The organism is Asanoa sp. NPDC050611 (assembly GCF_040654855.1).
In the GTDB taxonomy this organism is placed as follows: domain Bacteria; phylum Actinomycetota; class Actinomycetes; order Mycobacteriales; family Micromonosporaceae; genus Asanoa.
The window spans coordinates 16355-38380 of the sequence record NZ_JBFAIU010000026.1 but is presented as its reverse complement, the minus strand read 5'-3'; the positions used below and the strand labels follow the sequence as shown (position 1 = coordinate 38380).

General features: G+C 72.3%; 22 protein-coding genes, 1 tRNA gene and 1 pseudogene. 17 read left to right on the top strand and 7 right to left on the bottom strand.

The window, feature by feature from the left end; genetic code table 11:
• Positions 1-232: pseudogene (locus AB0H87_RS06855) on the top strand (SGNH/GDSL hydrolase family protein); the annotation flags it as partial.
• A gap of 70 nt (positions 233-302) precedes the next feature.
• Positions 303-1565: an acetyl-CoA C-acetyltransferase gene (locus AB0H87_RS06850; RefSeq protein WP_360140847.1), complete on the top strand. Its 1263-nt coding sequence runs from the start codon at positions 303-305 to the stop codon at positions 1563-1565.
• Between the two features lie 645 nt (positions 1566-2210).
• Here the strand turns inward: AB0H87_RS06850 and AB0H87_RS06845 are convergent.
• Both AB0H87_RS06845 and AB0H87_RS06840 read right to left on the bottom strand, forming a co-directional pair.
• Complete coding sequence (locus AB0H87_RS06845) at positions 2211-3107, bottom strand: ABC transporter substrate-binding protein (RefSeq protein ID WP_360140844.1); 897 nt, start codon at positions 3105-3107, stop codon at positions 2211-2213.
• A complete protein-coding gene (locus AB0H87_RS06840) occupies positions 3092-4930 on the bottom strand; it encodes a hypothetical protein (RefSeq protein WP_360140841.1) in 1839 nt (612 codons plus the stop codon). Before AB0H87_RS06840 ends, AB0H87_RS06845 begins: the two co-directional genes overlap by 16 nt.
• A 97-nt stretch (positions 4931-5027) precedes the next feature.
• On the opposite strand from AB0H87_RS06840, the gene AB0H87_RS06835 reads away from it, so the two are divergent.
• A tRNA-Leu gene (locus AB0H87_RS06835) sits at positions 5028-5108 on the top strand.
• A 14-nt stretch (positions 5109-5122) separates the two neighbouring features.
• Here AB0H87_RS06835 and AB0H87_RS06830 read toward each other — a convergent pair.
• The 3 genes from AB0H87_RS06830 to AB0H87_RS06820 are packed head-to-tail and all read right to left on the bottom strand — an operon-like array spanning position 5123 to position 8082.
• Positions 5123-6262: an acyl-CoA dehydrogenase family protein gene (locus AB0H87_RS06830; RefSeq protein WP_360140838.1), complete on the bottom strand. Its 1140-nt coding sequence runs from the start codon at positions 6260-6262 to the stop codon at positions 5123-5125.
• Entirely contained in the window at positions 6255-7082 is an 828-nt protein-coding gene (locus tag AB0H87_RS06825) for a GNAT family N-acetyltransferase (RefSeq protein ID WP_360140835.1), read from the bottom strand. The genes AB0H87_RS06830 and AB0H87_RS06825 overlap by 8 nt, the downstream gene beginning before the upstream one ends.
• 55 nt (positions 7083-7137) lie before the next feature.
• Complete coding sequence (locus tag AB0H87_RS06820; protein ID WP_360140832.1) at positions 7138-8082, bottom strand: sigma-70 family RNA polymerase sigma factor; 945 nt, start codon at positions 8080-8082, stop codon at positions 7138-7140.
• A gap of 107 nt (positions 8083-8189) precedes the next feature.
• Between AB0H87_RS06820 and AB0H87_RS06815 the strand changes: the two genes are divergently transcribed.
• The 13 genes from AB0H87_RS06815 to AB0H87_RS06755 all read left to right on the top strand — a co-directional run bounded on the left by AB0H87_RS06815 (position 8190) and on the right by AB0H87_RS06755 (position 19118).
• Positions 8190-8996, top strand: a complete 807-nt coding sequence (locus tag AB0H87_RS06815) for a Bax inhibitor-1/YccA family protein (protein WP_360140853.1) — start codon at positions 8190-8192, stop codon at positions 8994-8996.
• A gap of 86 nt (positions 8997-9082) precedes the next feature.
• Positions 9083-9844, top strand: a complete 762-nt coding sequence (locus AB0H87_RS06810) for a Bax inhibitor-1/YccA family protein (protein WP_360140829.1) — start codon at positions 9083-9085, stop codon at positions 9842-9844.
• A 10-nt stretch (positions 9845-9854) separates the two neighbouring features.
• A complete protein-coding gene (locus AB0H87_RS06805; RefSeq protein WP_360140826.1) occupies positions 9855-10178 on the top strand; it encodes a hypothetical protein in 324 nt (107 codons plus the stop codon).
• A 64-nt stretch (positions 10179-10242) separates the two neighbouring features.
• Complete coding sequence (locus AB0H87_RS06800; protein WP_360140823.1) at positions 10243-10575, top strand: PadR family transcriptional regulator; 333 nt, start codon at positions 10243-10245, stop codon at positions 10573-10575.
• A 70-nt stretch (positions 10576-10645) separates the two neighbouring features.
• Positions 10646-11659 (top strand): hypothetical protein, encoded by a 1014-nt coding sequence (locus AB0H87_RS06795; RefSeq protein WP_360140820.1) that lies wholly within the window; start codon positions 10646-10648, stop codon positions 11657-11659.
• A gap of 182 nt (positions 11660-11841) precedes the next feature.
• Positions 11842-12540: a dienelactone hydrolase family protein gene (locus tag AB0H87_RS06790; protein ID WP_360140817.1), complete on the top strand. Its 699-nt coding sequence runs from the start codon at positions 11842-11844 to the stop codon at positions 12538-12540.
• A 31-nt stretch (positions 12541-12571) separates the two neighbouring features.
• Positions 12572-13318: a uracil-DNA glycosylase gene (locus AB0H87_RS06785; RefSeq protein WP_360140850.1), complete on the top strand. Its 747-nt coding sequence runs from the start codon at positions 12572-12574 to the stop codon at positions 13316-13318.
• 2 nt (positions 13319-13320) lie between these two features.
• Positions 13321-14034: a DUF4129 domain-containing protein gene (locus AB0H87_RS06780; RefSeq protein ID WP_360140814.1), complete on the top strand. Its 714-nt coding sequence runs from the start codon at positions 13321-13323 to the stop codon at positions 14032-14034.
• Complete coding sequence (locus AB0H87_RS06775; protein ID WP_360140811.1) at positions 14031-14666, top strand: hypothetical protein; 636 nt, start codon at positions 14031-14033, stop codon at positions 14664-14666. The genes AB0H87_RS06780 and AB0H87_RS06775 overlap by 4 nt, the downstream gene beginning before the upstream one ends.
• Positions 14663-15718, top strand: coding sequence for a MoxR family ATPase (locus tag AB0H87_RS06770; RefSeq protein WP_360140808.1), 1056 nt, complete (start codon positions 14663-14665; stop codon positions 15716-15718). Before AB0H87_RS06775 ends, AB0H87_RS06770 begins: the two co-directional genes overlap by 4 nt.
• Positions 15715-17082 carry a DUF58 domain-containing protein gene (locus AB0H87_RS06765; protein WP_360140805.1) on the top strand — a complete coding sequence of 456 codons (1368 nt, stop codon included), beginning with the start codon at positions 15715-15717 and terminating at the stop codon, positions 17080-17082. Before AB0H87_RS06770 ends, AB0H87_RS06765 begins: the two co-directional genes overlap by 4 nt.
• The gene (locus tag AB0H87_RS06760; protein ID WP_360140802.1) at positions 17079-17648 is read left to right on the top strand and encodes a hypothetical protein; all 570 of its coding nucleotides are present in this window, start codon (positions 17079-17081) and stop codon (positions 17646-17648) included. The genes AB0H87_RS06765 and AB0H87_RS06760 overlap by 4 nt, the downstream gene beginning before the upstream one ends.
• 84 nt (positions 17649-17732) lie before the next feature.
• Entirely contained in the window at positions 17733-19118 is a 1386-nt protein-coding gene (locus tag AB0H87_RS06755) for an NAD(P)/FAD-dependent oxidoreductase (protein WP_360140799.1), read from the top strand.
• 15 nt (positions 19119-19133) lie between these two features.
• On the opposite strand, the gene AB0H87_RS06750 is transcribed toward AB0H87_RS06755, so the two are convergent.
• Complete coding sequence (locus tag AB0H87_RS06750; RefSeq protein WP_360140796.1) at positions 19134-20273, bottom strand: oxidoreductase; 1140 nt, start codon at positions 20271-20273, stop codon at positions 19134-19136.
• Between the two features lie 89 nt (positions 20274-20362).
• Here AB0H87_RS06750 and AB0H87_RS06745 point away from each other — a divergent pair, with 89 nt between their 5' ends.
• Positions 20363-20905 (top strand): helix-turn-helix domain-containing protein, encoded by a 543-nt coding sequence (locus AB0H87_RS06745; RefSeq protein WP_360140793.1) that lies wholly within the window; start codon positions 20363-20365, stop codon positions 20903-20905.
• A gap of 193 nt (positions 20906-21098) precedes the next feature.
• On the opposite strand, the gene AB0H87_RS06740 is transcribed toward AB0H87_RS06745, so the two are convergent.
• Positions 21099-22016 carry a Ppx/GppA phosphatase family protein gene (locus tag AB0H87_RS06740; RefSeq protein WP_360140790.1) on the bottom strand — a complete coding sequence of 306 codons (918 nt, stop codon included), beginning with the start codon at positions 22014-22016 and terminating at the stop codon, positions 21099-21101.
• Positions 22017-22026 lie beyond the last annotated feature (10 nt).

Here is a 22026-nt window from a genome sequence, read left to right as displayed (position 1 = left end):
CGCGGGGTGGTGGGGCCGCCAGTCGGGTGCCGCGCTGGGGCGGGCGGTCCGGGCCGCCGGCGGCGCGGTGGTCGACCTGGCCGCGGAGACCGGAGCGGTGTTCCGCGCCGACGCGGGCACGCTCTGCTACGACGGCTTCCACCCGTCGGCCGACGGCTACCGGGTGTGGGCACACGCCTTGCTACCGGCCGTATCGGCCCTGGCCGGCCTGGGGCGGTCGCCGGCGTCCTGACCCGCCGCCGCGACAGAGATTGAGACCAATCGCATTCTCACGCCCGGTTCACGTCGGGTTAACGTTTGTTATGGCCATCCAGTCGGACCGCGACGCCGTCATCGTCGCCACCGCTCGTTCACCCATCGGTCGGGCCGTCAAAGGTTCGCTGCGTGAGCTGCGCGCCGACGACCTGACGACCACGATCGTGCGCGCCGCGCTCGACAAGGTCCCCGAACTGGACCCGACCACGATCGACGACCTCTACCTCGGCTGTGGCCTGCCCGGCGGTGAGCAGGGCTTCAACATGGCCCGCGTGGTCGCCACGATGCTCGACCTGGACGGCCTGCCGGGCGCGACGATCACCCGCTACTGCTCGTCGTCGCTGCAGACGACGCGGATGGCGTTCCACGCGATCCGGGCGGGCGAGGGCGACGTGTTCATCTCCGCCGGCGTCGAGTGCGTGTCCCGGTTCGCCCGTGGCTCGTCGGACTCGCTGCCGCCCGAGGTGCAGGAGCAGGTCGGCGGCCCGTGGGAGAACCCGCGCTTCGCACCCGCCCGCACCCGCTCGAAGGCCCGCGCGGCCGGCGGTGCCGACGTCTGGCACGACCCGCGGTCCGACGGGCTCCTGCCGGACATCTACCTCGCGATGGGCCAGACCGCCGAAAACCTCGCGCAGGTCAAGGGCATCAGCCGCGAGGAGATGGACGAGTTCGGCGTACGCAGCCAGAACCTCGCCGAGAAGGCCATCGCGGACGGCTTCTGGGCCCGCGAGATCACGCCGGTGACCACACCGAGCGGCACGGTCGTGTCCCAGGACGACGGCCCGCGCGCCGGGGTGACGATCGAGGGCGTGACGGGCCTGAAGCCGGTCTTCCGCCCCGACGGCCGCATCACGGCGGGCAACTGCTGCCCCCTCAACGACGGCGCGGCGGCGGTCATCGTGATGAGCGCGGGCCGCGCCCGCGACCTGGGCATCACCCCACTGGCCCGGATCGTCTCGACCGGCGTCACGGCGCTGTCGCCGGAGATCATGGGTCTGGGCCCGGTCGGAGCGTCACTGCAGGCACTGAAGCGGGCCGGCATGACCATCGACGACGTGGACCTGGTCGAGATCAACGAGGCGTTCGCGGCCCAGGTGATCCCGTCGTACCAGGACCTCAACATCCCGATCGACAAGCTCAACGTGATGGGCGGCGGGATCGCGGTCGGCCACCCCTTCGGCATGACCGGCGCCCGCATCACCGGCACCCTGATCAACTCCCTGGACTGGAACGACAAGACCATCGGCCTCGAAACCATGTGCGTCGGCGGCGGCCAAGGCATGGCGATGGTGTTGGAGCGGCTCTCCTAGGTCAAATTCAGGAGCTTGATGGCTCGGGCCCGCTTGGGTCCGGGCCGTCGCTCCCGCCAGACACCGCTCCGCTGCGCTGCGCTGCCAGGTCCGCGTTCGGCCGCGCCAACCGCAGGAACCGCCGCGGGCCGCCTGCCGGTTCGCTCGGACGCGGCCCGCGCGCAGTGCGGTCAGTGGGCGGAACGCCTGACGCTGGTTCGGAAGCGGCCCGCGCGGCGCGGTCAGCGACGCCGCACGCCTGACGGCGTTCGGATACGGCCCCACGCGCAGCGCGGTGGACGGCGCGGAACGCCAGACGGTCGTCCGGAAGCGCCCCGCGGCGGCGCGGCCAGTGACACGGAACGCCTAACGGCGTTCGGATGCGACCCGCACGCAGCGCGGTGGGCGGCGCGGAACGCCAGACGGTCGTCCGGATGCGGCCCGCGGTGGCGCGGTGGGTGGCGCGGAACGCGCCTAACCGTCGTCCGGATGCGGCCCGCGCAGCACGGTCAATGGCGCCGGACACCTGACTGTCATTCGGATGCGGCCCACGCAGCACGGTCAATGGCGCCAGACGCCTGGCCGTCGTCCGGAAGCGGCCCACGCAGCACGGTCAATGGCGCGAGACGCCAGACCGGTCGTTCGGATGCGGCCCGCGCAGTGTGGTCAGTTGACGCGGGCGATGCGGTTCGTGGGTGGGTGCGGGACCGCGTTCGGGTGGAGGATCGCGGCCAGGGCCTCGACGCCGTCGATGACGGCTGGGCCCGGGCGGACGATCAAGGTGTCGGCGTCTATCGCCCAGATCGGGGTCGTCGGGAAGTGGGGCACCACCGTGCGGGCCTGGTCGGTGGCGCCCGACAGGTGGTAGCCGCACGGGGACACGATGACCACGTCAGGCGACGCCGACTCGAACGTCGACCAGGTCGTCGGCGTCGAGCGGGTGCCCGGATGAGCCGCCACCGGGATGCCGCCCGCGGCCGTGATCAGGTCCGGGATCCAGTGGCCCGCGCCGAAAGGCGGGTCGGTCCACTCGATCACCGCCACCCGGGGGCGCGGCCGGCCGGCCACCGCCGCCGCGATCGTCGACAGGCGGGCGTGCGCGCTCGCGACCAGGGCAGCCGCCGCGGCTGGTGCGCCCGCCGCGGCTCCGACCGCCGTGATCGCGTCGAGGATCTGCGGCAGCGTGTGCGGGTCGAGGGTCAGCACGTCCGCACGGCAGCCGAGGTGGTCCAGGGCGTCGGACACCCGACCCGCCGGGAGGGCGCAGACCCGGCACAGGTCCTGGGTGAGGATCAGGTCCGGGGACAGGTCCGCGAGGGCGTCGGCGTGCAGCGTGTAGAGGTCAGTGCCCGTCGCGGCCGCCGAGCGGACGTACGAGTCGATCTCCGCGGGGGTCAGGTCGCGGGTGTCCCGGCCGCCGACGATGACCATCGGGTCGGAGCCCGGCGGCACCGTGCACTCGAACGTCACCCCGACCAGGTGCGCGCCGAGGCCCAGCGCGGAGACGATGTCCGTCGCGGCCGGCAGCAGCGAGACGATGCGCAGTGTCAGCCGACCTTCCACGTCGTCACGTCGGCGATCCGCTTGCCCGGGCCGATCAGCTGCTCCAGCGTCGTACGCAGCGTCGCCTCGTTGACCGTGCCGTCGGCCAGGACCACGCACTGTGCCTTCCAGAACGCGAAGTCCTGCCGGGCCTGGGCCCGCTGGAAGTCGCCGATGCCGGGCACGACCCCCTCCGTCGCCGCCTGGGCGATCAGCTGCGACGTCGGCTGCTTGAACGTGCCCATCGACGCCTTGCCGTCGGCGCCGTACGGCGCGATGAAGAAGCCCTCCGGGATCGCGAAGTCCGCGTCCGCCGCGGCCGACCAGCGCATCGCCCACGGCTCCTTGGGCGTCGCCAGCGGCACCGGCACCATCACCCCGCCCGGCGAGACGCACTCCCGCCAGTGGCCGCCGCTGATGAACTCCGGCAGCGGCGCGCGGTCGACGGCCGGCAGCGGCTTCGGGAACACCGGCAGCAGGGCGATCGCGACCAGCACCGGCACGAGCAGCCGGCCCGGCTGCCAGTCGACCTTGAGGGCCGCGTCGACCGCGACCGCGAGCACCGTCGCGATCAGCGGGATCAGCGCCAGCGCGAACCGCATCGGCAGCGCGCCGTCGACCACCGGCAGGCCGAGCAGCAGCTTGTACGGCCCCCAGATGTCGGTGCGCGTGCCGTTGACGACGAGCTCGGGGCCGAGCGACAGCGCCGCCATCACGACCGCCGCGATCGTGCAGGCCAGCACCAGCGGCCGGCGGATCAGCCAGGCCGCGCAGCCGATCGCCACGAGGATCAGCGGCCAGCCGAGGAACGTGTTGTATTCGGCCGGCCCGGTGCTCAGCCGGGCGTTCTCGTCGCGCCCGAACAGCGACAGCGGCGAGATGGTCTTGAAGCTGGCCAGGTCGGCCGAGAAGAAGTGCGGGCTGAAGACCCCGTTCGGCACGCTCTGCGGGCCCTTGAACTGGAACCACAACGGATAGGCCAGCACGACCACCGACAGGGCGACCGCGAGGCCCAGCCCGGCCGCCGCACCACCGAGGACGCGGCGGCTGAAGTCGGGCCGCGCACCCGCGTACACCAAAGTCATGATCACCAGGGTCAACGCGGTGAGGAACAGGACCTCCTCGCCGATGAACACCTGGATCGCGACCGTGAGCGCGAGGACCACGCTGAACACGACGATGCGGCGCCAGTTGCGCCGGCCGCCGCGGCCTTCGTTGACCGGGTCGGCGGGGTCTGCCGCGCGGACGATCCCGATGACGGCCCAGATCAGCACCGGCACGAGCCAGAGGGCCGTCATGTGCAGGTGGCTGTTGTTCTGGGAGATGATGCCGGGCGCGAACCCGCAGAACCCGCCGCCGATCGCCGCGGCCAACCGGTGCGTCTTCAGCACCCGCCGGAACAGCAGGTAGAACGCGACCGCGGTCAGCCCGAGCGTCAGCGTGGCCAGCACCGCGAACGTCACCGGCGCGCCGAACAGCAGCGTGACCGGCGAGAACAGCGTGCCGAGCGCGATCACGGTGGTGTTGGCCATCAGGTTGACGCCGTCCGGCGCGTTGAGCCGGTCGGTGAGCAGCGAGAAGTCGCCGTGCAGCACGCGCGCGTCGACGGCCAGGAACCACTCGTAGAGCGTCTGGTCCTCGGGGTTGAGCCCGAGGACCCGGCCGTTCGGCGACGGCCAGAGCCCGTGCATGACCCAGGCGGCCAGCAGCAGGAAGCCGAGGCAGATCGCCAGATCGGGCACGAGTGGCCGCAGCCGGTCGACCGACCGGCGCCCGACCCGCCCCGGCGCCGGGGGCGGGTCGTCCGGGTCGGCCTGCTGCGCGGCGCGGGCAGTGCTGGTCACGGGCTAGACCCTAGTATGCGAAGTGGCGGGACAGGTGCCGCCTCCACCGTAGCTGGGGGCAACCGGTTACCGTGACAGGCAGTTACGCTCACGAAGCGCCCGGGTGGTGGAACGGCAGACACGGCTGCCTTAAAAGCGGCTGCCGAAAGGCGTGCGGGTTCGAGTCCCGCTCCGGGCACCGGCCACTGAGGATCACACGATCAAGGCGTTCGGCGGCAGCCCCAGGCGGGTGCGGCCGGCCAGTTCGTAGTGCGTCGCCGCCATGTTGGCGTGCTGTGCCGCGGCCATGCCGTCCCGGAAGATCCGGCCGAGCCGGCTCGACCCGTACAGCGGATCCGAGCTGCCGGCCTCGTACATCGCCGTCAGCACGGTCCGCGCGGTCTCGGCCGCGTAGCTGATCGCACCGCGCAACTCGCCGCGCTGCGCATCCGTGGCCGGCACATCGGCCTCGGCCGCACCGTCGAGCCCCCGGGCGCACCCGAGCAGCAGCGCGCGGGCCGCGCCGACCTGCGCGGTGGCCCGGCCCAGCGCCGCCTGCAGGCGCGGTTGCTCGGCGAGCGGCACGCCGTCCATCCCGACCTTGCGCGCCGCCAGCGCCGCCACCTCGTCGACCGCCGCCCGCGCCATGCCGAGCAGCACCGCCGCACAACCCGGAAACACCAGATGCACCAGGGGTACGCGGTACGCCGCCCGGTCGATCCGCGGCGTCACGGACAGCGGCACCACCAGGTCGCCCGGCACCGCCAGGTCCTCGGCGACCACCGTGTTGCTGTTGGTCCCCCGCATCCCGACGACCTGCCAGGTGTCGCGCACCGTCACCGCGGACCGCGGCACCCAGACGATCCGGACATCCGGCCCGGCGGCGGTCATCCGGGGCTGGTCGCCGTCGAACACGATCGCGAGCAGCGCGGCCCAGTCGGCGGACTCGATGCCGCTCACGATCTTCCAGGCACCGGAGAGCCGGTAGTCGGCACCGTCCGCAACCAACCGGCCGGGCTGGCCGGAGTTGGCGATCAGCGCGTCGGCCCCGATCCGCGCGAAACCCGACTCGGGCAGGATGGCCGCGCTGAAGCCCCAGTTGAGGTTCCACACCACCCAGGCGACCGGGCCGTCGATCCGGCCGAGCTGCTCGTACACGTCCAGCACCGACGCGAGCGGCAGCTCGAAGCCGCCCACCTCGCGCGGCGCGTTGAGCCGGAACGCGCCGGCCGTGCGCAGCTCGTCGAGCAGGGCGGCGGGCATCCGCCGGCTCTCGTCGGCCTCGTCGCGGTACTTCTCGATCGCCGGCCGCACCAGTTCCGGAAGCTGGTCGGCGGTGAAGTGGTCAGACATCGTGTTCCCCCGTTGTGTCGTTCGTCCAGTGCCAGTTCTGCCGGGCGTACCGGACGCGCAGCCCAGCCCGCTCGAGGTTCGTCAGGGACGGGTTCGTCGTGCCCGCCGCGGGCTTGCCGGTCTCGGCGACCAGCCAGCGGCAGCCGGCCGCCCTTGCCGCCGAAGCGCGGACCGCGATCAGCGCCGACTGCGCACCCCGGTTGCGATGGGTGGGCAGGATCGCCGCGCCGTTGAGGACGCCGACCGGCCCGTGCACGAAGAGGTTCCCGGCCCCGACGAGATCCGCGCCGTCCCACACGCCGTAGGGCTGGAAGGCCGGGTTCGCCAACGCGGCCGTGATCATCCGGTCCAGCCCCTGCGTGGGCATTCCGAAGCCGCGGAGCAGCACCGAGGTCCACTCCGCGTGGTCTCGGGGCTCGACCGCGGCGACCCGCAACCCGGTGTGGGCGGTCGTGCGGACCTCCGCGGCCGGCGCCGCCAGCTTCACCCAGGGCGAGCCGGGCGCGAGGCCGTGCGCGGCCCGGATCTCGTCCCAGTCCGGTGGCAACGCCACCGGCGCGATCTGGATCGTCGCGCTCGGCGTGCCCTCGGCCCGGTAGAACCCGATGACCCGGTCCACCAGCTCGCGGGTGACCGGCTCCGTGAAGCCGAACCCGAGCGCCTTGCTCCAGTACCCGGCCGGGTCGTGCCGCACGGACAGCACGATCCCGCCCCCGATCCGAGCGGACCTGGCGCCGAGCGCGGGCGGCGCGTCGGCCTCGTACGCGAACATCGATTCCGCCTCGGCCCCCTCGACCAGGGCGGTCAACTGCATCGTCACGACACCAAGATGCGGGCCCGCCCGGAAAAGTTCGGGAGGCTCGACGTGGCGCCGGTCACGCCGCGAGTGCCAGCGCCCGCTCGGGTCGTGGGGTGTGGAAGAGCTGGCACCGCTGCACCCGGCCGTCCGCGACCTGGTGCACCCAGACCGCGCCCGGCGGGCAGTGCTCCGGGTCGTCCGGCGGGCTGACCAGGTCGAACTCCCAGATGCTGAGGTCGGGGCTGGCCACCACGTTCGTCACCGTGTGCCCGATCCCGGCGGTCAGGTCGCTGTCCATGCCGCGGATCAGGAACTCGTGGCCGCTGACCCGGCCGCGGTTGGGCCAGAGCGACTCGACGGTGGGCGCGAAGAACGCCGTCAGGGCCGTCCGGAACTCCCCGCGGTGCGCGGCGGCGAACGTCTCCTCCGCCTCGCGACGGCGCGTGCTGGTCAGCGCAGCCATGTCGGCGTGGGCCGTGTCCGCGGTCGCCAGCAGGGCGTCGCCGAGCCTGCGCCGGGCCTCGCTGAGCCGGCTGCGCACGGTGCCGACGGGCACGCCGCAGACGTCCGCGATGTCCTGGTAGGCGGTGACGCCGGTGAAGTGCCGGAGCATGATCACGAGTCGCTGTTCCGGGGTGAGCTGCGCGAGCGCGTGCCAGACCCAGTCCCGGGACGCCTGCCGGTCGAGCAGTTCGGCGGGATCCGGCTCGGTTGACGGCAGGGTCAGCGCGAGACCGTCGTCGAGCGACGCCTCGGCCGGGCCGCGCAGCCGCATCCGGCAGGCGTTGCGGACGACCGTCTTCAGCCACGGGCCGACGGCGGCCGGGTCACGCAGGTCACCGATGCGGCGCAGGGCGACGAGGGCGGCCTCCTGCACCACGTCCTCGGCGTCCGGACCAGGACCGAGGATGCTGTACGCCACCGCGAGCTGGGCGGGGCGGTGCCGGGTGAGCAACGAGCCGAGCGAGCTGACGTCGCCGGCCTGTGCCGCGCGTACGAGATCGGCTTCGGTGTCTGCCATTCGGACCAAGGTACGCGGGTAGCGGAGCCGGCCGAACGTGATTCTCCACTTGGCGGCGCCCAACCAGTACCCTTTGGGCACCTAATTCGTCCTCAGGAGGCGTGACTGTGAAGACGTCCAACCCGGTGCTGGCGGGGCTGGGCCGCGAGGCGGAGCGTTCCGCCACCGGCCAGTACGGCCAGCCGGGGTACGCACAGCCGTACCCCGCGGGCACGGGGGCCTACCCGGCCGCACCGCCCGCGGTACGACCGATGTCGATCGACGACGTCGTTGTCAAGACTGTTGCTCTCCTCGCGCTCGTCGGCGTCTCGGCCGCGGTCGCCTGGAACGTGGTTCCTGATTCGCTGCTCGGTCCGGTCTGGATCACCTCGGCCGTCGTCGGCCTGGTGCTCGGCCTGGTCATCTCGTTCATGCGGATGGCCAACCCGGCGCTGATCGTCACCTACGCGGTGATCGAGGGCGTCTTCGTCGGCCTGGTCAGCAAGTTCTACGAGAACATCGCCGGCTACTCGGGCATCGTCCTGCAGGCCGTGGTCGCCACCTTCGGCGTCTTCTTCCTGATGGCGATGCTCTACAAGGCCAAGGTCATCCGCGCGACGCCGCGGTTCATCAAGTTCATGGTCGCGGCCCTGGCCGGGGTGTTCGCGGTCATCATGATCAACCTGCTGCTCTCGCTGTTCGGCTTCAACACCGGGCTGCGCGACAACGGCGCGCTGGGCATCGGCTTCAGCCTGGTCTGCATCGTGATCGCGTCGCTCAGCTTCGTGCTCAGCTTCCACGAGGTCGAGGAAGGCGTCCGGATGGGCCTGCCCGCGCGCTACTCGTGGGTCGCCGCGTTCGGCATCCTGGTCAGCCTGATCTGGCTCTACCTCGAGGTGCTGCGCCTGCTGAGCTTCCTGCAAGGCGACGACTGACCGGAAAAGTGGAAAGCGCCCCCGACGTCGCGAGACGCGGGGGCGCTCCCATTTTCGGCCGCTATGGTCGAAGCCGGGGGTACGCCATGCAGAGTTCGAACCCGGTCCTCACCCACCTCGACGACACCGCCCGTACCGAGCGCCAGGTGCTCGGCCAGGCTCCGTACCAGCGCGCGATGACGGTCGACGACGTGGTCGTCCGCACCGTCGCCCTGATCGCGCTGACCACCGCGGTCGCCGCGGCGGCCTGGTTCACGATCCACGGCGGCGCGGCCCTGCGGTTCGGCATCATCGGCGGCTCGATCGGCGGGCTCGTGCTCGTCCTGGTGATCAGCTTCAAGCGGATCACCAACCCGGCAGTGATCAGTTTGTACGCGATCCTGCAGGGCGTCCTGCTCGGCGTGGCCAGCCGCGGCTTCGAGGAGCTCTATCCCGGCATCGTGATCCAGGCGGTGGTCGGCACGCTGGGGGTGTTCCTGGGCATGGGAATCCTCTACCGGGCCCGGATCATCCGCGCCACGCCCAGGTTCACCCGGTTCGTGATCGGCGCGCTGATCGGCGTGGTCGTGCTCGGCTTCGCCAACCTCATCGTCTTCTGGGTCAGCGGCCGCCAGGGCCTCGAGGTCTACACGCAGTCCGGCCAGGTCGGCTGGATCCCGTACGTGTTCGCCGTCATCTGCATCGGCGTCGGCGCGCTGACCTTCATCCTCGACTTCGCCGCGGTCGAGCAGGGCGTCCGCTACGGCCTGCCGCGCCGCTACGCCTGGTACTGCGCCTTCGGCATGCTCGTCGGCCTGATCTTCCTCTACTGGCAGATCCTCCGCCTGCTCAGCTACATCCGGCGCTAGTGTCTGGTCCGTGACGGATCAGGATGATCTCGGGCGGATCGTCGACCTGCTGACCCGGCAGGTCTCCCACTGGCAGGCGCCGCGCTGGTCGGCACCGGCGGCCGACGGCGAGGGCACCCGGGGCGACGCGGTCCACCGGCTGGTCCAGCGGCTCGCGGACCTGGCCGCCGACGTGGAGGGCCGGGTCCGCCAGGAGGTGCCGCGCCTCGACAACGACGCATCGCTGCCCGACCAGCTCCGGGTGGTCGCCGCGGACCTCGTCGCCGCCGACCCGCCACCGGAGGTCCTGGTCGCCGCGGCCGGCGACGTGGCCGCGGTCCGCGCCGTCCTCTAGCCCCGGGCGGGCGACACTACTGCGTTCTTGACACTACCTCGCAGTGCGAAGTAGCTTCTCCACCGTGGACACCACCCAGTTGCTCAAGGGGGTGCTCGACCTCGCGGTGCTGGCCGTGCTCAAGGACGAGGACGGTTACGGCTACGACATCCTGCGCCGGCTGCGCACGGCTGGGCTCGAAGAGGTCGGCGACGCCTCCGTCTACGGCACCCTGCGCCGGCTCTTCCAGGCCGGGCTCCTGACCACCTACGTTGTGCCGAGCGAGGAGGGGCCGCACCGCAAGTACTACGGCCTCAACGCCGCCGGCCGCGACCAGCTCCAGCGCGCGGGCAAGACCTGGCGCACCTTCGCCTCCACGATGGACGGCCTGCTCGACGAACGGGGGGTGGCGGCATGAGCGAGCGAAGCGAGCGCAGTCGACTCAGCCGTCCGCGTTCATGCTCCGCCGACCGAAGGGAGGTGGCGGCATGAACGTCACTAATGAGCAGGAGGAATATCTCGAGGCGGTGCGGCGGGCGCTGGCGGATCTCGACCCGACGAGCCGCGGCGAGCTCCTCGAGGACCTGCCCGAGCACCTCGCGGAGGTCGCCGCCGAGGGTGAGGGCACGCTGGTCGAGCGGCTCGGGCCACCGGAGGCGTACGCGGCAGAACTGCGCACCGCCGCCGGGGTCGGCGTGGCGACGGCCAAGTGGTCCGGCCGCTTCGACGACCGGGTCGCTGCCGGTTTCCGCAGCGTTCGGGGGTCGCTCGGCGTCGCGGACCGCAAGGTCGGGCCGGTCATCGGCTACAGCCGCTTCAGCGAGTTCCTCCGCCTGCTGCGGCCCGCCTGGTGGCTCCTGCGGGGCTACCTGGTCGCCATGGCCATCACCGTGCTGGCGGGCAACTCCCAGCCGGGCCTGCTGCCCCGGCTCGGTGGCAGCACGCTGGCCGCCACGCTGCTGCTCGCGGTCTGCCTGCTGGCCTCGATCTGGCTCGGCCGGCGGGAGCCCAAGCTGCCACCGCTGGCCCGGTCCGGCCTGGCGCTCGGCGGCGTCTTCCTGGTCCTGTTCGGGATGGTCGGCTTCGACAAGGCCGACAACTACGGCGGCGGCTTCTCCGACCAGCCCCAGACCATCTCGAACAACCCGTACGAGTTCGTCCAGGACATCTACGCGTACGACGAGAACGGCAAGCCGCTGACCAACGTCTACCTGTTCGACCAGGACGGCAACCCGATCCGGATCGGCGACCCGTACCGCTGCCAGGAGTCCTACGAGTTCTACGAGCGCGCGGTCCCCGACGTGGCCGTCGGCTACCCGTACTGCCCGAACCAGCAGCCCTACCAGGTCGCTCCCCGACCGGGGCAGGTGCGCCCACCGGACGGTCAGCTCGGCGGGCCGGAACCCACCGATTCGGCGCCGCAACCGACCACCACGCCCGAACCGACCACCACACCCGGGCCGACGACCACACCCACGCCAACCCCGACCGCGACCAACTGATCATCATATCGAACGTCATCGAGGGCGACGCGGCGTGCACCGAGCGCGAAAAAGCGAGGTGTATGCCACGTCGCCGTCGTCTTTCGTTCCCCCGTACGGCATGGCAAGGTTTTGGAACCGCTACCCGCGGACCGCGCAGCAAACGGCAGCCGACGATGTCTGACCCGACAGGAGGACGGCCCATGGGTACGAAGGTCAGTTACCCGAGCCTCGGGGGCGCCACGGACGGCTACCTCGCCGTGCCGGACGGTGCCGGCCCCGGCGCGCCGGGGGTGATCGTGCTGCACGAGTGGTGGGGGCTGGTCCCGCACATCACCGCGATCGCCGACCGCTTCGCCGACGCCGGGTTCGTCGCCCTCGCCCCCGACCTCTACCGGGGCGAGTCGACCGGCGACCGCGAGACGGCCGGCCGGCTCAAGGAGACGCTGCCCGTCGACCGGGCCGCCGCCGACATCGCCGGTGCCGCCGACTTCCTCGCCGCGCACCCGGCCGTCACGGGCGAGATCGGCGCGGTCGGCTTCAGCATCGGCGGGAGCCTCGCGCTCTGGGCGCCGACGCTGTCGGAACGTGTCATCGCCGGAGTCGGCTTCTACCCGTCGATCCCGTGGTCCCGGCTGCGGCCCGACTGGTCCGGCTACGCCGGCAAGCACGCCGTCATCCACTGCAGCGAGGAAGACGGCACCTCGACCGCGGCCGAGGTCGCGGCGGCCGCGGAGGCGATCCGTTCGGCCGGCGGCACGGTCAAGCTCTACGACTACCCCGGCAGCCGGCACTCGTTCTTCAACGACGACCGCCCGGAGAGCTACGACCGGGTCGACGCGGTGACGTCATGGGCGCGCACCATCGAGACGGTGCGGCGACTCGCGCCGACGGTGGTGTAAGAACAACCCACCTCTGGTGGTATAGGAACAGATCGTGGTGGTTCGTCTTCCTGCAGAGGTCCTCGCGCGCGCGTCCAGCTCGGCCGACCTGGCCGCGCTGGACGCCGGCATCGTCGACTGTTTCGCCTGCCCGCGCCTGGTCGCCTGGCGCGAGGAGGTGGCCGCGACGAAGCGGGCGGCCTTCCGCGACCAGGTCTACTGGGGACGGCCGGTGCCCGGGTTCGGCCCCGCCGACGCGCGGATCGCGATCCTCGGCCTCGCGCCCGCCGCGCACGGCGGCAACCGCACCGGCCGGATCTTCACCGGCGACCGCTCCGGTGACGTGCTGTTCGCCGCGCTGCACCGGGCGGGCCTGGCCAACCAGCCGACCAGCGTCGCCGCCGACGACGGGCTCGCCCTGCACGATCTTCGGATCTTCGCCTCGGTGCGGTGCGCGCCGCCCGACAACAAGCCCACGCCGATCGAGCGCGACACCTGCGCGCCCTGGCTCTGGCGGGAGCTCGAGCTGATAAAACCGACAGTGCGTGTCGTGGTCGCGCTTGGTGCGTTCGCCTGGGCCGCGTGGTGGCCGGCCATGAGCAGGGTGTACGGCGGCACGCCGCCCAGTCCGCGCCCGGCGTTCGGTCATGGGGCACACTGGACGAGCCCGGACGGTGGATACCCTCACCTGCTCGGGTGCTACCACGTCAGCCAGCAGAACACCTTCACCGGCCGGCTGACACCCACGATGCTCGACGAGGTCTTCGCTCGGGCGAAGGAGCTGGCCAGGGGGGCTTAGGCATGGATTTCGCATCCCTGCGCCGCTGGTGGCCGCTCGCGCTCGTGGTCGGCCTGCTCGGCCTCGCCGCGCTGGCCGCCGGCCACTCGTCGCTGCAGATCGGCGAGGTCGACGCACGCCCCGCCGCGACCCCGGCCGCCGGCGCGCAGGAAGACTTCAGCACCCCGATCGCGCCGACGTTCCCGCCCACGCCCGACGAGGTCGCCGCCGCCGAGCCGCGGGAGCTGCCGAGCTGGCTGGCGCCCGTGGCCGCCGTGCTCTGCGCCGCGGTCGTGCTTGTCGTGGTCGTGCTCGTCGTGTGGATCCTGGTCCGCGACGGCCTGCGCCGGTTGCGCCGCCGCCCGGTCCGCTACGGCGAGGAGCCGACCCTTGCACCCAACGCCGACCAGGTGGTCGCCGCGCTCGACGCCGGCCTGACCGACCTGTCCGACACCGACAGCGACCCGCGCCGGGCGGTGATCGCCTGCTGGCTGCGGCTCGAGCAGGCGGCCGCGGCGGCCGGCACGCCACGGCAGGTCGGCGACAGCCCCACCGACCTCGTCTACCGGCTGCTGCACGCGCACCAGATCAGTGCCGACGTGCTGGCCGCGCTGGCCGACGTCTACCGCGAGGCCCGCTACGCCACGCACACGGTCGACGAGCGGATGCGCACCCAGGCCCGCTCGGCCCTGCAGCGGATCCGCACCGAGCTGACCAGCACCGAGGTGCCCGCATGAGTCGCCCGGCGAGCGCGGACTACGACGACGACCTTGAGGACCGGGTCGACGACCAGACGCTGATCGACGACCTCTTCACGTTCGAGGAGGACGACGAGCCGGCCGAGCGCGCCCAGCGCACGAGCACCGGTGCGCGGTGGTGGATCAAGGCCGCGCTGGCCGGCGCCGCGCTCGCCGCGGTCGTCGTGTCCGGCGCGCGCGTCTTCGGCTACTCGGTGCCGATCCCGGCCGTGGTCGGCGTGATCGTCGCGCTGATCGGCCTGCGCCGGGTGACCAGCCTCCTGCGCCCGCCCCAGCTGACCCGCAACCGCCGCCGCTCGCCGGCCTCGGTCGAGGACGGGTCGTACGACTTCACCGACCGTGACGCGCTGCGCACCGTGGTCGGCCGCTGGGAGCGCCTGCTGCAGCGGGCCGGGAGCGACAACGGCTCCGCCCGCGCGGTGCAGCGCACGCTGGCCGAGATCGCCGACGAGCGGCTGCGCCAGCGGCACGGCCTGACCCGCGCGGGCGACCCCGACCGCGCCCGCGCCCTGCTCGGCGAGCAGCTCTGGGCCTTCCTGGCCACACCGCCCACCCGCAACCTGGCGCCCCGCGACGCGGCGGCGTACATCCAGTCATTGGAGAGGCTATGAAGGACCTGGTCCCCGTCCCCGTCTACGAGGTCGGCCGGATGGCCCGGGCGGTGCTCGACTCGGTGGGCAGCGTGGTGGTCGGCAAGCGTGACGCGCTCGAGCTGGTGCTGGCGGGCATCCTGGCCGGCGGGCACGTGCTGCTCGAAGACCTGCCGGGTCTCGGCAAGACGCTGACCGCGCGGTCCTTCGCCCAGGCCCTCGGGCTCGACTTCCGCCGGCTGCAGTTCACCCCCGACCTGCTGCCCGCCGACGTGACCGGTTCGTTCCTCTACGACCAGCGGCGCGCCGACTTCAGTTTCCGGGCCGGCCCGGTCTTCACCAACCTGCTGCTCGCCGACGAGATCAACCGGACGCCGCCGAAGACCCAGGCCGCGCTGCTCGAGGCCATGCAGGAGAAGCAGGTCTCGGTCGAGGGCGTGACCTACCGGCTCGACCCGCCGTTCCACGTGCTCGCGACCGCCAACCCGATCGAGTACGAGGGCACCTACCCGCTGCCCGAGGCGCAGCTCGACCGGTTCCTGCTGCGGGTCTCGTTCGGCTACCCGACCCGCGACGAGGAGTGGGACGTGCTGCAGCGCCGCATGTCCCGCCGGCAGGAGGAGGCCGAGCTGCAGCCCGTGGTCGACGCCGGCACGCTGCGCGGCATGCAGGCCGCGATCGAGGACGTCGCCGTCGAGGACTCGATCGGCCGCTACATCGTCGACCTGACCGCGGCCACCCGCGAGCACGCGTCGGTGCTGGTGGGCGCGTCGCCGCGGGGCTCGCTGGCGCTGCTGCTGCTGGCCCGGGCCAAAGCGGTCCTCGCCGGCCGCGACTATGTGGTGCCCGAGGACGTCAAGGACGTCGCGGTGCCCGCGCTGTCCCACCGGATCACGCTGCGGCCGGAGATGTGGCTGCGCCGGGTCGACCCGTCGTTCGTGGTCTCCGAGGTGCTGGCGCAGACCCCGGCGCCGGCCAGCGGCGCGCTGCCGAGCTACAACGCGATGACGGACACGAACGCGGGCGTCCGCCTCGCCGAGGTCCCCGCACCCTCCCGCCACGCTTCGCAATGAGCCTTCTGGACGTGCGGCCGGCGGTGCCCGAGGAGGCGGTGCCGGCTCCGGTCGAGGAACAGACCGAGCCGCAGTGGGTGCCGACCCGCGCGCTCGGGCGGGCGGTGCTGCTCACCGGCCTGCTGCTGATCGCCGGCGTGCTGCTCGGCCGGGTCGACCTGGTCGTGCTCGCGGCGCCGTTCGCGATCGGCACCGCGTTCGCCCTGCGCCGCCGCCCCATCGCGGTGCCGAAGGTCCGGCTCGGCACCGACGACAACCACCACGTGGAGGGGGCCGCGCTCACCGCCGGCGTGCAGGTGGTCAACCGCGACGCCGTCGGGTACGACCTCGTGGTCGTGCGTACCCTCGTCTCGCCCTGGCTCGCCGTCAAGGAGGCCGACCGGCCGCACGTCGTGACGATCGCCCGCGGCGGCTCGAAGGAGATCGAGCTCGACGGCGAGGCGCGGCGCTGGGGCCGGCACCCGCTCGGCCCGGCGTCGGCGCGGGTGACCGCGTGCGACGGCCTGATCGCCGGCCGACCCGTGGTCAGCAGCGCGCGCAACGTGCGGGTCTACCCGATGACCGAGCCGTTCGACGCCGACGAGGCCATGCCGCGCGCCGCCGGCCTGGTCGGCGGTCACCGCTCCCGGCGGCCGGGCGAGGGCGGCGAGCTGGCCGGCGTACGGATCTTCGGCCCGGGCGACCGGCTGCGCCGGATCGACTGGCGGGTCTCGCTGCGGACCGAGCGGCTGCACGTCGCCGCGACGCTCTCCGACCGTGACGCCGAGGTCGTGCTGCTGCTCGACGTGCTCAACGAGGCGGGGCGGTCCGGCGGGGTCAAGGGCTCCGCGTCCGTGATCGACACGACGGTCCGCTCGGCGGCCGCGATCGCCGAGCACTACCTGCACCGCGGCGACCGGGTCTCGCTGCTCGAGTACGGCCCGGTCGCGCGCCGCCTGCGCCCCGCGACCGGCCGCCGGCAGTACCTCACGGTGCTGGAGTGGCTGCTGGACGTGAAGGTCTACCCCGCGGAGTTCCAGCCGTACGACACGGTCTTCGGCTCGCAGGTGCTCTCGCACAACGCGCTGGTCGTGGTGCTCACCCCGCTGATCGACAACCGCTCGGCCGAGATGCTGGCCCGGCTCGCCCGCTCCGGCCGCTACGTCGTCGCGGTGGACACGCTGCCCGCCAAGGCCGCCCCGCCCGCCCGCGGGCCGTGGACCGAGGTCGCGCACGGCACCTGGCGGCTCGAACGCGACAACATGATCGGCCAGCTCCGCGAGCACGGCGTGCCCGTGGTCGCCTGGGCCGGCGCCGGCAGCCTCGACACGGTGCTGCGGGACGTGGCTCGGCTGGCCTCCGCGCCGAAGGCGGTGGGCCGATGATCGGCGCGATGATGGGCTCGTTCCGCCGGCTGCACACCAAGGTCACCCGGGCCACCCTGATCCCCCTGCTGGTCCGCGTGGCGATCTTCGCCGCCTTCCTGGCCGCGATGGGGTTCGCGTTCCCGCCGCCGCTGTTCTTCGGGCGTACCGTGGCCGCTCTGGTCGTCGTCGCGGCGATCCCGGCGCTGGCACCACGCGGAGCGGCCACCACGCTGCTCATCGTGGCGATCGTGGTCGGCTGGGTGGTCGTGACCGCGGAGTCGGTCGAGGGGATCCAGCTCTGGCGGCTGCTCGGCCTGGCCACGACGCTCTATCTGGCGCACACGCTGGCCGCCCTGGCGGCGGTGCTGCCAAGCGACTCGATGGTCGCCACCGAGGTGCTCGTCCGCTGGGTGGCCCGGGCGGCGGCGGTGGTCCTCGCGGCGGCCGTCTGCGGCGTGCTGCTGGTCTCGATCGCCGGGATCGGCGACGACGAGGCGCTCACCGTGGCCGCCCTGGGAGGTTTGGTGGTCGCCGTCACGGTCGCGGCACTGCTGGGCTGGCTGGTCAAGCGACGCGCCGGATAGTCATGGAGGTCACATGGTTGTCCTCCATCACAAATCGCCCTTCTGAGTGCGCATTCCGGCGCTGAGAAGGGGATCGTTGACGTCGTGAGACCTCAACGGATTCTTGTGGTCGGTGCCGGGCACGTCGGGCTCTACGCGGCCCTGCGCATGCAGAAGAAGCTGCGCTCCCGTGAGGCCGAGGTGATCGTCGTCGATCCCCAGCCGCACATGACCTACCAGCCGTTCCTGCCGGAGGCCTCGGCGGGCAACATCTCGCCGCGGCACTCCGTGGTGCCGCTGCGCACGGAGCTGCGCCACTGCACCGTCGTCGCGGGGACGGTCACGGACGTCTCCCACGACCGCAAGGTCGCCATGGTGCAGCCCATCGTCGGGCCGCCGCGCGAGATCGAGTACGACCACATCATCGTGGCGCCGGGCTCGGTCTCCCGCACGCTGCCGATCCCGGGCCTGCGCGAGCACGGCATCGGCTTCAAGACCATCGGCGAGGCCATCTTCCTGCGCAACCACGTGCTCGACCAGCTCGACGTCGCGGCCGCGACCACCGATCCGGCGGTACGCAAGCGCGCGCTGACGTTCGTCTTCGTCGGCGGCGGCTACGCCGGCATCGAGGCGCTGGCCGAGATGGAGGACATGGCGCACGACGCCGTGCGGCGCTACTACCCCGAGCTGTCCACGGACGAGATGCACTGGGTGCTGGTCGAGGCGACCAACCGGATCCTGCCCGAGGTGGACCGCGACATGGGCGCGTACACCGTGCAGGTCCTGCTCAAGCGCAAGCTCGACATCCGCCTCGGCACCCGGCTGGAGTCGTGCGTCGACGGGGTCGTCAAGCTCTCCGACGGCGACAGCTTCCCGGCCGACACGATCGTCTGGACCGCGGGCGTCAAGCCGTCGCCGATGCTCGACTTCGTCGACCTCCCGCGCGACCAGCGCGGCCGCCTGACCACGAACGCGAGCCTGCAGGTCGTCGACGGCGACAAGGTCGTCGAGGGCGCGTGGAGCGCCGGCGACTGCGCCGCGGTGCCCGACCTGACCGGCCCGCCCGGCGCGATGTGCTCGCCGAGCGCGCAGCACGCGGTGCGGCAGGCGACCCGGCTCGCCGACAACATCCGCGCGGTGATCCGGGGCCGCGAGCCGGTCGACTACAAGCACAAGCACGTCGGCAGCGTGGCCAGCCTGGGCCTGCACAAGGGCGTGGCGCAGGTCTACGGCTTCAAGCTCACGGGCCCGCTCGCGTGGCTGATGCACCGGGCGTACCACCTGAGCCGGATCCCGTCCTTCAACCGCAAGGTCCGGGTCATGATCGACTGGGTGCTGGCGTTCTTCCTGCGCCGCGAGGTGGTCTCCCTGGGCCAGCTGCACGCGCCGAAGGACGAGTTCACCGACGTCACGCCGCACATCGACCCACCGCCGACGGTGCCGTTGCCACCAACACCCGCACGGGAGCCGGTGGCAGCCGGTCGCAGATGAGCAAGGGGCGCCCTCCTATCGGGGGGCGCCCCTTTTCGCGTCGAAGGTGACGCCGGTCAGGCGCTCGGACTCCGCCCAGAGCCGCTCTTGGACCTCCAGGTCGCGGCTCTTCGGGTGCGGTCGTGCCGGCACGGCCCGGGTCCCGGTGAACTCGCGCCAGCCGCTCGGACCGAAGTAGTCGGTCGCGCCCGGGTCCGTGGCGGCCCGCAGGGTCGGCAGGGCGGCTCGGTCCTCGTCCTGGATGAGCCAGGAGAACAGCCACCGCGTACGCCGGCTGACGACGAACCGGAAATGCCAGGGGCTGTGCCGCATGAGCTCCGTACGAGCGGCGCCAGGGTGTGCGGCCAGCGACCTTGTCGTGGTTCCTCGGAGCCGACGGTCGAGGGCGAAGGCGAAGAGCAGGTTCGCCAACTTCGACTGGTTGTACGCGGTGAGCGGCTCGTACCGCCTCCGCGAGTGCAGGTCGGCGAAGTCGATCACCCCCCGCCGATGCCCGACGCTGCTGACGGTGACGACGCGGGACCCTTCGGTCTCGATCAGGCGGTCGAGCAGGAGCCCGGTGAGCGCGAAGTGCCCGAGGTGGTTTACGCCGATCTGCAGCTCGAACCCATCCTCGGTGATCGTGTAGGGCGGAACCATCACACCAGCGTTGTTGATCAACAGATCGAGCCGATCGAACCGGTCCCGAAATCGCTCAGCCGCGGCCCGGACAGACCTGAGCGACGCGAGGTCGATATGCAGCGGCACGACCTCGCCCATGGTCGTGGCCTCGCCTTCGTTTAGGCGTGTCCGGGCGTCGCGGCCGCGCCGGGTAGTCGTGGCCAGGTACTGGCCGTGGCTGAGGGATGCCCGGGCATCGCGGCCGCGCCGGGTCGCCGAGGCCAGGTCCTCGCGTTCGTTGAGGGTTGTCCGGGCATCGCGGCCGCGCCAGACCGGGTCCGGCTTGGTTTTGTCTCGGTGCTGCCTTGCCGCGCCCGACATCCGGATGGCCGCGGCCGTGCGTTCGGCCTTGGCGAGGTCGCGGCAGGCGAGGACCACGGTCGTGCCGTGGGCGGCGAGTGCCTCGGCGGTCGCTCGGCCGATGCCGGTGTTCGCCCCTGTGACCAGGGCGACCCGGCCGTGAAGATCGCCGATGTCGTGGATCGTCCAACTCATGGCTCTCTCCCTACAATCGGGATGGACATCCCGTCTATGACGACGAATATACGGGATGGCTATCCCGTTTAGGAAGGGAGCGGACCCGCGTGCGTGCCGACGGTGTGCGAAACCAGCGCAAGGTCCTCGACGCGGCGATGACGGCCTTCGCCACGGACGGCCTGTCAGTCCCGGTGGCCGAGATCGCCCGCCGCGCCGGCGTCGGGACGGGCACGGTGAGCCGCCACTTCCCGACGAAGGAGTCGCTCTACGCGGCGATCGTGTCGACCCGGGTGGAGGAGATCGTCGCCAAGGCCGGCGAACTGGCGGCAACGCGCCCGCCGGGTGAGGCGTTCTTCGCCTTCCTGAGCTACATGGTCGACCAGGCGGCCGAGAACCGCGGCCTGGCCCAGGCCCTGGCCGGCGCGGGCTTCGACATCGAGGCGGCGGCCGAGAGCGGCGGCCACGACCTGGCCGGCGTGGAGGCGGGCCTGCTCACCCGCGCCCAGTCAGCGGGCGCGGTCCGCCCGGACGTTACCAACGCGGACGTCAAGGCCCTGATCGTCGGCTGCATAGCCCGCGAGCAACCAGCCACGGACCCGATCGCCCGCCGCCGCATGGTCGAAATCGTCAGCGCGGGCCTGCGAGCCTGACCACGGCGAGGACCCGATCGGCCGCCGCATTGGTCGGCGTCAACGCCGCCTACGGTCTGACCGCGACGCCACTCACCGCAACCACACGAATCCGGACCGGATCGCCGACGCGGCACGCCGACAACAACGCCGCCCTACGGGCCCGACCACGACGCCACACACCGCGATCATGCGGCCCGGACCCGCGGCATGGTCAGACCAAGCTGTAGGCGATCCCGTCCAGGATGTCGTGTTCTGAGGCGACCACCGACGCCATGCCGGCGCGTTCCATGACGACGCGCAAAACCAGGGCGCCCGCGCCGATCACGTCGGCCCGCCCCGGGTGCATGATCGGGTTTTGCAGTCGCTCCGCCGGCGTCTGCGCCAGCAGGTCCGCCGTCACCTTGGCCACGTCGTCGTAGGAGACGCGGGCGTGGTGGATGCGCGCCGGGTCGTACGCCGGCAGGTCCAAAGCGATCCCCACCACCGTCGTCACCGAACCCGCCAAGCCCACCAGCGTCGCCGCGTCGCGGCCCGGGACCGCGGCCAGCGCTCGGTCGACCGCCGACGCGATGTCCGCCTCCGCCGCCGCCACCTCGGACGCCGTCGGTGGGGTGCTGTGCAGGTGCCGCTCCGTCATCCGGACGCAGCCGATGTCGACCGAGATCGCCGCGTCCGGGCCGGCGGTCGACGAGCCCGTCACGAACTCCGTCGACCCGCCGCCGATGTCGACGATGAGGTACGGCGACGGCGCCACCAGGCCGCGGACCGCGCCGGTGTACGACAGCCGCGCCTCCTCGTCGCCCGTCACGACCTCCGGCGCCACGCCCAGCGTCGTCAGCACCATGTCCGTGAAGTCCGAGGCGTTCGCCGCGTCGCGGGACGCCGACGTCGCGCACATCCGCACCCGGGACGCGCCCAGCGCCCGGATCTGCGCCGTGTAGTCCGCCAGCGCCGTGCGGGTCCGTTCGATCGCCTCCGAGGCCAGCCGCCCCGTCTGGTCGACGCCCTGGCCGAGCCGGACGATCTCCATCCGGCGGGTCACGTCGACAAGGCGGCCGTCGGGGCCGATGTCGGCCACCAGCAGGCGGATGGAGTTGGTCCCACAGTCGATGGCAGCTACCCGGGTCACAAGGTCGACC